Below are 11,921 nucleotides of genomic sequence, written 5' to 3'. Positions count from 1 at the left end.
ATCTTCCGGCGCTTCTATCGTGAGGAAGAAGTACACGAACAGCAGGGCGTGGGCATTGGCCTGTATCTGGCCCGCGAGATCGTAACGCGGCAAGGCGGCTATATCAAAGTGGTTTCGGAGCCGGGCAAGGGTTCAGAATTTTCCATTATGCTGCCGACAAAATAGAATGCGGCGGACGGTCATTCTCGGCTGCCCGCCGTAAGTCTTTTCGCAACAGTGTGCCGATAAAGCTGCCAGTGGCAGTTTTTCGGCGGAAATGTCCGAGCGTTGTAACATTTCACCCCCGATTTTCAATGAAATTTTTTGGTCGCTGTAACATTTCGCGGACATTTGGGTTTTACAATAGCCTTATCAACAGGCAGAAAGCCTTGAAAGGAGTTTTGAGTATGAGAATTTTACAGACTATCGACCTGAAAAAGTATTACGGTACAGAGCCGAATATCACCCGCGCCCTTGACGGCGTGAACTTCTCTGTAAATGACGGCGAATTTGTGGCCGTTGTGGGAACCTCCGGCAGCGGCAAGTCCACCCTGCTTCACATGATGGGCGGGCTGGACACCCCTACTTCCGGCAATGTGATTGTCCGGGACAAAGAGCTGTCGAAAATGAACGACGAACAGCTTACCATCTTCCGCCGCCGCAACATCGGCTTTATCTTCCAGAACTATAACCTTGTTCCTATCCTGAATGTGTATGAGAACATCGTCCTGCCGGTGGAACTGGACGGGGACACGGTGGATCAGAAGTTTTTGGATGAAATCGTTCACCTGCTGGGGCTGGAAGATAAACTGAAAAATATGCCGAACAATCTTTCCGGCGGACAGCAGCAGCGTGTGGCGATTGCCCGCGCCCTGATTACCAAACCGGCTATTGTGCTGGCCGACGAGCCGACCGGCAACCTTGACAGCAAGACCAGCGCCGAGGTGCTGGGGCTTATCAAGCGCACCAGTGCGGAGTTCCGGCAAACTGTTGTGATGATTACCCACAACAACGATATTGCCCGCCTTGCAGATCGGATTGTCCGCATTGAGGACGGCAAGATTGTGGAATAAGGAGGTAGCGGACTTATGGTATGGCCTTTTGAAAATGATACCAGCGCCATTACAAAGAAGCTGGCAAAGAAAAGTTTGCAAAGCGAGAAGCGCCGGAATCTGATGGTGGTGATTGCCGTTGCGCTGGCGGCATTTCTGATCTGCTTTACGGGAATTGTGTCTACCTCCCTGACACAAATGCAGCGCAATCAGGTTGTCGATACTTATGAGGCGGTCTGGCTGGGCGTAGAGGAAAACGACATTGAAACCCTGAAAGGACTGCCGGAGTTTGAGCGCGTAGGCGGCTACTATATGCTGGGTGATGAGCTTTCAGAACAGGGCTATCATGCGTCCTATGTGTATTGCGACGCGCAAATGATGGAGATTGCCAAGGCGCAGATGGAGTTGTTAGAGGGCCGGGTTCCTGAAAAAGCAAATGAAGTTGTTGTAAGCGAATACTTTCTTTCCACCTATGGAAACAATGCCAAGATCGGGGACACTGTGACCTTAGATACCGAGAGTTTTCATGGTGATTATGTCGTTACCGGCATTATGGACAGCGTAAATGAAAAAGAAGCGAATACCTGCGCTATCATTCTTTCCAACGCTGCCCTGACAGAATGGAAAGGGTTTGACCCGACTGGCTATCGCGCCTATGTCCATTTCAAAAACAGCGACCAGTTGGGCGAAGAACTGATGACCTCTTATTGCAGGGAGATTGCGGAGGAATATCAGCTTCCTATGCCCAAAATGAACAGCAAGTATTTTGCCTATGCTTCTAAATCCTTTGATTTTGCACTGATGGCTGGCGTGATTGCCCTTGTTCTGATCGGCGGCTATATCGTAATTCAAAGTATTTTCCGTATTTCCATCAATGACAAAATCCAAAGCTACGGGCAGCTTCGGACGATTGGTGCGACACCAAAGCAAATCAAGCGGATTGTAAAGAACGAGGGACGCAAACTCGGCAGTATCGGGATTCTGATTGGCACAGTGCTGGGCGTATGCGGCGGTTCCCTCCTGTTTTCCAAGGGTTTTAACGCTGTTTCCTATGTGGCAACGGTTATTTTAACGCTTATAAGCAGTTGGATCATGGTATCTGTTTCCATCCGTAAGCCGGTGAAAATTGCAGCAGGGATTTCCCCCATTGAAGCCGTCCGTTTTACCCCGGCGCAAAAGGACATCCGCAGCCGGAAAAAGAATATCAAGCTCAATCCTGTTTCAATGGGAATTGCAAATTTTAGGCGTGACCGAAAAAAGACCGTTGCTATTGTAGCCTCATTGAGTTTGGGCGGAATTATCCTGCTTGTGGTATCCTCCATTGTTTTGCTGCGCTCACCAGAGGCGCTTGCAAGACAGTTTTTCCCAGACGGCGACTATAAAATTTATTTGGATTCTGAAATGACAGAAGAAAAGGTTATGGCAGCGGGAAATCCATTGAATGAGGAATTAAAGCAGGAAATCTTATCTATTGATGGCGTTACAGATATAATTCCAAGCAGGCAATCTCTCCATGCAACTTATAAAACAGAGATTCATCAAGTTGGTGGTATGTGCGATATGCTGACCGACCAGAATTATGCGGCAGTTGAAGCGGCTCTGACAGAGGGAACCATGCCAACAGATTCCCGTAGTATTGTAATTGACTATAATGTGCTAAAGCAGAATGAGGATATGGGTGTTGGTTCAACGGTTGAGATTTCTTTGGGTGAAGAACAGCCATCCATTTCTGTTACCATATCGGGGTTATACGCTCCTGCAAAGGTATATTCAGGACATGGCAGGATGCACTTAGATGGGGCAACTCTTTTTGCACCAGAAGCGTTGTTCCACGAACTGCACCCGGAAATCACCTATTTTGACTATTCATGGAGCATTGTAAATGACCCTAAAAAAACGGACTATGTGGGAGCTGAATTGAAAAATATTGTTGCCAGCCATAGTAATATTGCCTTAGATGAAATCAATACAGTGATTGAATATGAAGAAATGACAAATTCTTTTGCGTTTGGCAGTATGGAGATACTTTCATGGTTGGTATTTCTCTTTGGCGTTATCAACCTTATCAATACGACACTCTCTAACCAGATAGCCCGAAAGCAGGAAAACAGTATTCTGCGTTCTATCGGCCTAACACAAAAACAGCTATGTAAAATGAACATCTGTGAGGGGCTGTGCTATGCGCTCTTTGCAACATTGGCAACGCTGATCGTTGGGCTTCCGGCTTCCATCTTTGCTTGCAGAAAAATGAGTGTAGGTGCTTTTGCCGGAAATGTAGTGCCTTATCAATTCCCGGTTTTGGAAATGGCGCTGTTCATTCTGGTATTGTTCGGAATGGAGCTGATCTTGTCTGTTTGGACAATCCGCAGACAGAAAAAACAATCTCTGATTGAACAAATGCGGGCAATGGAATAACCTTTTGAGATCGGCGGGGCGGCGTGTGCTGCCCCGCCTTTTTCGCCATTTCTCAAAGAAATTTTTGAAATGTCCGAGCTTTGTAACAATTCAGCCTGTTTTTCTGTCGAAATCAAAGGCACCTCGGACATTTATAGTTCTTCCAAAAGTTTGATGATAATATTACCATTCATGGAAGAAGCAATCTGTTATTGCAATAATGCGAAATTGACGATAGAAAGTTTTTCATATCTCGGTCAGCTCAACAATTACATTACTCTGCTGATACAGCCAGTCCGCAAATTCTTTCGGGCTGGCCGTTCCTGTTTTTACAGCTTTTTTTCTCTGTAAGGCTTCTTTCTTAAAGTCAGCAAAGGCAGCCTGTATTTTTTCCAGACGGTCAGCCGGAAAGCCTGCGGTATTTTTTACCCGGTTTATTTTGTTGCGCCAGTTCTGGCATTCATTTTTATAAAGCAGGTCATAGTTATTTTCTCTTGCCCTCTCGTCAAATTCCCGCTTGTTTTGAAGCGCCTGTGCTTTTCGGCATTTGTCACTGCACAGCTCATATCGCTGGCTCTTTGCCAGAAAATATTTCCCGCAGACCTTGCACTGCCGGAAACAAAGCCCCCAGTCATTCAGCCTGTTCAGATAATAGGTAATCAACGGGTAGAGGGACGCATAGGCAGACACACATTCTTCTGTGCGCCGGTTGTCCGGGAACCAGAGGTCAAGCCGGGTATCTTCTGACGGTGCGCCTTTGAAATAAAGGCTGCCAGCTTGAAATTGTTTCGGTTTTCCTGTCTCCCTGTCAAAGCTCATGGTTTCGTTTTGGAATACCCCGGTCAGTCTGCTCATTTTATCCATGAAGCGGTCACAGGCAGCGTTACGGTCACGGGGTTCTCTGGCAAGCAGATAGCTGTTCCAGATACGGAACGCCACATACATTTTCAGAGGGTCGTTGCTAAGATATTTCTCCCAAAGAAATTCGCTTGCCGCCTGCTCCAGCTCCGGCTGTTTCCATCGGTTGGAGTGGAGAGCTTGCCGCAGCGGAGAAAGCCCGTATAAGTTCCAGTCTCTGTCCGTGTCACGCTCAAAGTTTATCAAAAAAGTTCCCAGTGGGCGTGTCATATCACAAAGCACCTCTGCGTTTTGGCTCCCGTTCAGACGGAAGCGGATCTGCTGTTCTTCCCCAATCAAAATCCGCTCTTTCATTTTCTTCCTGTCCAGCGTCAGGACAAACAAAATCCTCTCAAAACATGGCTCATGCCGTATAAACTGATTCTCCATCCCTATCCCCTGCCTTTGTTTATGGTAATTATATAATTCAGTTATATCCGTTACACTCATGGTATCGCAGAATCATTGTTTTGTCAAGGATAGTACGCTATGATGATTGCGGTTGGTAATTTCGTACCGCACAGTACCTTGACAAGTGAATGACCGTCCAAAAGGGATATGACCGGCAGGAGAAGTGACGCATTCGGCGCACCAATGCAGGGAAACACCGCAGGAATGGGGCAGGAAAACGGATTTTGGGGAGAACGGCAACAGGAAGCATTTTAACCTATTTGATTTATGGGAGGAACAGAATGAACGATAAAAAGAGATTGAACAGCTATGAGGATTTACCGCTGGTTCTGGATGTAGCGGACATTCAGCGGATTATGGGAATTTCAAGAGCGAGCGCCTATGAGCTAGTACACACACCCGGCTTTCCGGCGTTCCGCAGGGGTAGGCTTATCAAGGTCAGCAAAATTGCTTTCTTTGAATGGATGGCAAAAGGCTCCGAAACCGTACCGAGAAGCGACAAATAAGCGTGAGGTATCATTCCCTGACTGCAATACTGCCGCACTTTCCAAAGGAGCATACAGAGGGAAAAAAACTTAAAAATGATACCGAAACGCTACACCAAAACAGCCTATCTGTGTACATCAGGTAGAAATGGAGAAAGGAGCCGGTTATGGCAAGAATGAGCAACAAGCGGCGGCTGGAATGGTCTTTCTTCTTAAATGACCGCAGCCGTATCACTTACAACGAACTGTGCCGGAAATGCCAGCACGAATGTAAACAGAGCTTCCGGGCGGTTGTGGTTGACTGCCCGAAGTATCTTTCCAAGCGTTCCAAGAAAAAGGACAAAACTGCCGGAAACGGCAAAATCCCTTAGGAACTAAGGGCGCACTTCTATACATAGTCTAAAGACCATGTATCGTGCGTCCTGCGGAGCTTACCTCTGCCGCTGATAAAATCAGCAATCCGAGGTCTGCGTTCGCTTTGCTCCGACAAGGTGGCTACACCCCCTTGCGCCGCTAAAGCGGCTATCCCCTGTGTACCCGCCGCAAAGAGAAATCCGCTTTGCGGTTTTCCCTTTTCATCGGGTTTTATAGAAGCACTGACACACGGACTGTCTGCGGATGGTCTTTCTTTATCTTATCAGCAAAGGATGTGAGAACATGGAAAAATCTTTGGAACAGTTGAAGCAGGAATATGAAAAAACCACTGTCCTGCTGGAACGGGAAAAACGGAAAATGCAGCGTTTGAAAAACCGGCAGGCGTATCTGGAAAGCGGTTCCCGGAAACAGAGGACGTACCGGCTAATTACCCGTGGGGCAGCCGTTGAGAGCATTGCGCCACAGACAAAGGAGCTATCCGAAGCGGAATTTTATTCCCTCATGGAAAACATTTTGAATCTGCCGCAGGCGGAGCATTTCATCCGGTCTGCCACTGAGAACCACGCCCGTATTTCCGGGCAGGAGAAAGGCGGTGACTAAGGATAGCACTTTATCATTTTTCAATCGCACAGATAAAGCGTAGCGCCGGTCAGAGCGCCATTGCAAGCGCAGCCTACCGATCCGGGGAGCGTCTTTACAGCAGCTACTATGGAGAAGTCAGCGATTACACCAAAAAGGGCGGCGTGATTGCTTCGGAAATCATGCTGCCGCCCCATGCGCCGGAAATATATCTTGACCGGGCGACCCTCTGGAATGCTGTGGAGAGCTGCGAGAAACATCCAAAAGCACAGCTTGCCTATTCCTTTGATATTGCCATGCAGAATGAATTGACGCTGGAAGAAAACATGGAGCTGGCAAGGAAGTTCGTGCAGGAGCAGTTTGTGGCAAAAGGCATGATTGCCGATCTTGCTTTTCACAACCCGGAGAAAGAGGACGGCGGCATCCCTAACCCGCATTTCCATGTGATGACAACCATGCGCCCTTTGAACCCGGATGGCACATGGGGACAAAAACAGCGGCGGGAATATCTTCTTGATGAAGATGGAAACCGAATCCGGGATAAAAACGGCGATTATATGTTTAACGCTGTCCATACAACAGACTGGCATGAGCCGGAAACGCTGGAACACTGGCGGGAGCAGTGGGCGGCTGCCGTTAATACAAAATTTGAGGAAAAAGGGCTGGATGTGCGTATCGACCACCGTTCCTATGTGCGGCAGGGGCTTGACCTGATACCTACTGTCCACGAGGGAGCTAATGTCCGGCAGATGGAAGCAAAGGGCATCCGCACCGAGAAAGGGGAACTGAACCGCTGGATTAAAGCCACCAACCGGCTTATACAGGATGTGAGGAAGAAGATCAAAGCCCTGTTTGTCTGGATGGCAGAGGTAAAAGAAGAACTTTCCAAACCCCAGACACCGAGCCTTGCCGACCTGCTGATCGCTTATTACAACCAGCGCAACGCAGGGGCATGGAGCAATAAAGCCAGAACCGGAAACTTAAAGCAGTTTGCCGAAGCCGTCAATTATCTGACGGAAAACAAGCTGCTCACATTAGAGGATTTGCAGGAGCGTCTTTCCTCTGTCAGTGAAGAATTTGAAGCATTAAGCGGCTCCATGAAAAAGAAATCTGCCCGGATAAAGGAATTGCAGGAATTGATACGGGAGGGCGAGAATTACCAGCGGCTAAAACCTATTCATACGGAATTGAACAATATCAAGTTTAAGAAACAGAGGGAGAAATTTGAAACATCCCACGATGCGGAGTTACGGCTGTTTTATGCCGCCCGCCGTATTCTGAAAGAAAAACTGGACGGAAAACCCATTGCCCTGAAAGCATGGAAACAGGAATACGCACAGTTAAAAACAGAGTATGCCGAACTGTCTCCGCAGCACAAGCCGCTCCGGGAGGAAGTCATACGGCTGCGGCAGGTGCAGAACGCCGTAGATACCGCACTGCGCCGGAGGGAGCAGCCACAGGAAGTACAGAGAAAGAAACACGAGATGGAATTATGATATAATCGGCAGCTTTACCGCTGCCGGCATTTTTATGGAGGGAGCATTTGAATGTATTTGAAGCGGTGAAACAGTCTGTTACCACCCGGCAGGCTGCTTCATTCTATGGAATCCGGGTGGGGAGAAACGGCATGGTCTGCTGTCCATTCCACAATGACCGCACGCCCAGCATGAAAGTGGACAGCCGCTTTTACTGCTTCGGCTGCGGGGCTTCCGGGGATGTGATCGACTTTTCCGCTTTGCTGCATGGATTGGGGAAACGGGAAGCTGCGGTCAGGCTTGCGGAGGACTTCGGCGTTTCCTATGAGAAATCCGGCAATGCGCCGCCAGATAGGAAGCGTCACAACAGGTCACAGCCCCGACAAAAATCAGCGGAGCAGAGATTTCAGGAAACGGAACGGTATTGTTTCCGGGTGCTATGCGATTATCTGCGCCTGTTGGAGCATTGGAAAACAGCATACGCCCCACAGCCGCAGGATGCCATCTGGCATCCTCTTTTTGTGGAAGCGTTGCAGAGGATAAGCTACACAGAATACCTTTTGGATATTTTGTTATACGGAGAAATAGAAGAAAAAGCGGCGTTGATCGCCGCACAGGGAAAGGAGGTGCTGCGGCTTGAACAGCGAATTTCAGAGATTGCCGCTGGAAACGCAGGAAGCGGTCAAAAAGACGATGGACACAATGGAACCGGCGCAGACACCAGCAGAAATCCGGGAGACATTAGAGGGGACGCAGAAAGGCGGCGTGAAGAACAGCATCCGAAACTGCCTGACGGTGTTCCAGCGTGACCCGCTGTTTCGTGGGGCGCTGCGCCTGAACCTTTTGACGGAGCAGATTGACATTGTGAAGCCGCTGGGCTGGGAGCGCACCAGTACCACGCTGACCGACATGGACATGAACTACCTGCTTTTGTATCTGGAAGAAAATTACGGGCTTACCAGCGAGAAAAAGGTGCAGAGCGCCATCAAGATTGTTGCCAATGAAAACCGCTACCATCCAGTCAGGGATTACCTGAACAGCCTGCAATGGGACGGCACAGAGCGCATCCGTTACGCCCTGCATCACTTTCTGGGAGCCGATACGGACGAATACACCTATGAAGCCTTGAAACTGTTCCTGATGGGAGCCATCCGGCGGGTATTCAGACCGGGGAGCAAGTTTGAGGTCATGCTCTGTCTGGTTGGTGGTCAGGGAGCCGGGAAATCTACCTTTTTCCGGCTGCTGGCAGGCAGGGACGAATGGTTTTCAGACGATTTGAAAAAGCTGGACGATGAAAATGTGTACCGCAAGCTGCAAGGGCATTGGATTATCGAGATGTCGGAGATGATTGCCACAGCCAACGCCAAGAGTATTGAGGAAATCAAGTCATTCTTAAGCCGCCAGAAAGAAACCTACAAAGTGCCGTATGAGACACATCCGGCAGACCGGCTGCGGCAATGTGTATTTGGAGGGACGACCAACCGGCAGGACTTTTTGCCCCGTGACCGCACCGGCAACCGGCGCTTTCTCCCCGTGACGGTGTACCCGGAACGGGCGGAGGTTCACATACTGGACGATGAAGCGGCGGCGAGGGCGTATATCGAACAGATGTGGGCGGAAGCCATGACGGTTTATCGCAGTGGGAAGTATAAGCTGTCATTCAGCATGGAAATGAACCGATACCTGAACGCCCACCAGCAGGACTTTATGCAGGAAGACACACAGGCCGGCATGATCTACGCCTATTTGGAGGACTACACCGGCGACAGGGTATGTTCCAAGCAGCTTTATGAGGAAGCGCTGGGGAACTTAAATTCCCCGGCAGACTGGGAGACACGGGCAATCTGCGAGATTATGAATACCGGCATTGCGGGCGGCATCATACAGGGCTGGGTAGCCTACAAAAGCCCGAAGCGGTATAAGAAATACGGTTCTCAAAAAGGCTGGGAGCGTGTCAACCAAGCTCCGCCGGAGGGGGACGGTTTTCAGGAAATCACGGAAGAAGAAGCCCGGCAAATGGAACTTCCATTCTGAAAAGCCACCGGTTGACAGTTTGGTTGACGCTTTGGTTGACAGCCGGTTGACGGGGAAAAGCCTGATATTTGGGGCATTTCTCTCCTTTGTCAACCATGTCAACCAAGAAATCAAAGAAAAAGTAAAAAGTAATAATAGAGCGCCTATGGATTGTTTTCAAAGTCTTTTCTGCCGGTTGACACGGTTTGGTTGACACGGAGACAGTCTGCGGCTGTACACCTGTCTGACATTCCCTTGTCGGGCATATTTCATTTATGGAGGTAACTGCCTATGGCAAAAAGCAAAAACGAGAGCAATAACAAAAACAGCGGCACCCTGCTTACCGAAAAAGACGGCACCCAGTATTTTGTCATGGGGAAAGTCCGTATCAAGGTATCGGAGCATTTCGCACAGGATGGGAAGCCGCTTGACAGCCTGCTGGAAGATGTGATCCAGCACGCTGCCGCCGCTTCCTGAAAAAATACGGAATAACGACTGTCAATCAGCCCACGCTTATGATATACTTGTACCAGCGAGTATTGTATAAGCGTGGGTTGTTTCTTTTAGAAGGAGGATTTTTAACCGTGAAACAACCATACAATACAACGATTTATAACACTGCACTATATTTGAGATTGAGCCGTGACGATGAATTACAGGGGGAAAGCGGCAGTATCCAGACCCAGCGCATGATGCTTAGACAGTATGCCGCAGAGCATGGGCTGACCGTTGTAGACGAGTACATTGACGACGGATGGAGTGGGACAAATTTCGAGCGTCCAAGTTTCCAAAGGATGATTGATGACATCGAAGACGGGAAAATCAACTGCGTTGTCACAAAGGACTTATCCCGTCTGGGAAGAAACTATATCCTGACCGGTCAGTACACGGAAATCTATTTCCCCAGCAAGGGAGTACGCTACATTGCCATCAATGACAATGTGGACACCATCAACGGAGAAAGCGAGCTTGCACCGTTCTTAAACATCCTGAATGAAATGCACGCCCGACAGACCAGCAAAAAGGTCAAGGCTGCCATGCACACAAGATTTGCCAATGGCGCACACTATGGAGCCTATGCACCGCTGGGCTATGTAAAAGACCCGGACAAAAAAGGTCATCTTCTGATCGACCCGGAAACACGCTGGATTGTAGAGAAGATTTTTGACCTTGCTGTACACGGGCGTGGAGCCGCCAGCATTACACGGATTCTGGTGGAGGAAAAAGTACCTACCCCCGGCTGGCTGAACTATGAAAGATACGGGACTTTCGCCAATATCTACGCCGGTGCGCCCGCAGAAAAAGCCTATGCGTGGACGATAGCACAGGTCAAGAGCATTTTGAAAGAGGAAACCTACATCGGTCACAGCATTCACAACAAGCAGAGCAACATTTCATTCAAGAACAAGAAAAAGGTGCGGAAGCCGCAGGAAGAATGGTATCGTGTGGAAAATACCCACGAAGCCATCATTTCTGAAGAAGTGTTCCAAAAAGTTCAGGAGCTGATTGCAAGCAGACGCAGGAAACGCAGAAACGGTACGACACAGATTTTCGCAGGATTGATAAAATGTGCAGACTGCGGATGGTCTTTAGCCTATGGGGAAAACAAGCAGAATAAGAACCCATACGGGTACTACCATTGCAGCAAGCACGGGCAGGGATTACGCCAGTGTTCCATGCACTATATCCGCTATGATGTACTGTATGCCTATGTGCTTGCAAGACTGCAATACTGGTCTATGCTGGCACAGAAAGACGAGGACAATCTGCTGAAACGCCTGCTCAATGCCAGCGACAGGGAAAGAAACTCTGCGAAGAAAAAGCAGGCTGCGGAGCTGAAAAAGGCGGAAAAGCGTAAAGCCGAGGTTGACGGGCTGTTTGCTAAAATGTATGAGGACTGGTCTGCCGGACGCATAACCGAGTATAACTTCAATATGCTGTCCGAGAAGTACCAGAACGAGCAAAGGGAGCTTGAAACAAAAATAAGGCAGCTTCACGAAACGATGGAAGCCGCCGTACAGACCGCAGCGGACGCTGAAAAGTGGATTGCCCTGATGAAACAGTATGTCAACCCTGTGGAGCTGACCGCCGAACTTCTGAACACTCTAATTGAAAAAATAACCGTCCACGAAGCTGTCAAGGGCGAGGACGGAAGCCGTGAGCAGGAAGTAGAAATCTACTACCGCTTCATCGGCAAAATCGACTGACCTTTCTTTTTTACCCAACAATATCTTTAATTAAGGGAGACGGGGAACTCCAAT

12 protein-coding genes are annotated in these 11,921 nt (G+C 49.0%); 11 read left to right on the top strand and 1 reads right to left on the bottom strand.

Annotated elements, in window-relative coordinates:
• From DWW77_RS18330 to DWW77_RS10660, 3 genes are all read left to right on the top strand, one after another.
• Nucleotides 1-165, top strand: a 165-nt coding sequence (locus DWW77_RS18330) for a sensor histidine kinase (RefSeq protein WP_147402916.1), incomplete at its 5' end; no start/stop codon positions are given.
• 221 nt (nt 166-386) lie between these two features.
• On the top strand, nt 387-1,052 hold the full coding sequence (locus DWW77_RS10665; RefSeq protein ID WP_005927557.1) for an ABC transporter ATP-binding protein: 666 nt from the start codon (nt 387-389) through the stop codon (nt 1,050-1,052).
• A gap of 15 nt (nt 1,053-1,067) precedes the next feature.
• Nucleotides 1,068-3,446 (top strand): ABC transporter permease, encoded by a 2,379-nt coding sequence (locus tag DWW77_RS10660; protein WP_118608675.1) that lies wholly within the window; start codon nt 1,068-1,070, stop codon nt 3,444-3,446.
• A gap of 225 nt (nt 3,447-3,671) precedes the next feature.
• Here DWW77_RS10660 and DWW77_RS10655 read toward each other — a convergent pair whose 3' ends face one another.
• Nucleotides 3,672-4,712, bottom strand: coding sequence for a DUF6076 domain-containing protein (locus DWW77_RS10655; protein ID WP_118608674.1), 1,041 nt, complete (start codon nt 4,710-4,712; stop codon nt 3,672-3,674).
• Between the two features lie 302 nt (nt 4,713-5,014).
• Here DWW77_RS10655 and DWW77_RS10650 point away from each other — a divergent pair, with 302 nt between their 5' ends.
• The 8 genes from DWW77_RS10650 (at nt 5,015) to DWW77_RS10615 (ending at nt 11,867) form a co-directional block, all read left to right on the top strand.
• The gene (locus DWW77_RS10650) at nt 5,015-5,239 is read left to right on the top strand and encodes a helix-turn-helix domain-containing protein (protein WP_008368839.1); all 225 of its coding nucleotides are present in this window, start codon (nt 5,015-5,017) and stop codon (nt 5,237-5,239) included.
• 146 nt (nt 5,240-5,385) lie between these two features.
• The gene (locus tag DWW77_RS10645; protein WP_004614949.1) at nt 5,386-5,589 is read left to right on the top strand and encodes a hypothetical protein; all 204 of its coding nucleotides are present in this window, start codon (nt 5,386-5,388) and stop codon (nt 5,587-5,589) included.
• 286 nt (nt 5,590-5,875) lie between these two features.
• The gene (locus DWW77_RS10640) at nt 5,876-6,193 is read left to right on the top strand and encodes a DUF3847 domain-containing protein (RefSeq protein ID WP_118608673.1); all 318 of its coding nucleotides are present in this window, start codon (nt 5,876-5,878) and stop codon (nt 6,191-6,193) included.
• Between the two features lie 2 nt (nt 6,194-6,195).
• Nucleotides 6,196-7,668, top strand: coding sequence for a MobQ family relaxase (gene mobQ, locus DWW77_RS10635; protein WP_077727571.1), 1,473 nt, complete (start codon nt 6,196-6,198; stop codon nt 7,666-7,668).
• 47 nt (nt 7,669-7,715) lie between these two features.
• Nucleotides 7,716-8,456 (top strand): CHC2 zinc finger domain-containing protein, encoded by a 741-nt coding sequence (locus DWW77_RS10630; protein ID WP_024730557.1) that lies wholly within the window; start codon nt 7,716-7,718, stop codon nt 8,454-8,456.
• Nucleotides 8,341-9,681, top strand: a complete 1,341-nt coding sequence (locus tag DWW77_RS10625; protein ID WP_009321442.1) for a virulence-associated E family protein — start codon at nt 8,341-8,343, stop codon at nt 9,679-9,681. Before DWW77_RS10630 ends, DWW77_RS10625 begins: the two co-directional genes overlap by 116 nt.
• Nucleotides 9,682-9,951: 270 nt before the next feature.
• Nucleotides 9,952-10,137 (top strand): hypothetical protein, encoded by a 186-nt coding sequence (locus tag DWW77_RS10620; protein WP_004849804.1) that lies wholly within the window; start codon nt 9,952-9,954, stop codon nt 10,135-10,137.
• Between the two features lie 38 nt (nt 10,138-10,175).
• Nucleotides 10,176-11,867 (top strand): recombinase family protein, encoded by a 1,692-nt coding sequence (locus DWW77_RS10615; protein WP_255610832.1) that lies wholly within the window; start codon nt 10,176-10,178, stop codon nt 11,865-11,867.
• Nucleotides 11,868-11,921 lie beyond the last annotated feature (54 nt).

Origin of the sequence: Ruminococcus sp. AF17-12 (assembly GCF_003479245.1) — a bacterium.
GTDB classification, from domain to species: Bacteria; Bacillota; Clostridia; order Lachnospirales; family Lachnospiraceae; genus Blautia_A; species Blautia_A fusiformis.
Note: the sequence above shows the minus strand (reverse complement) of the source record. Positions and strands in the feature narration are given on the sequence as shown.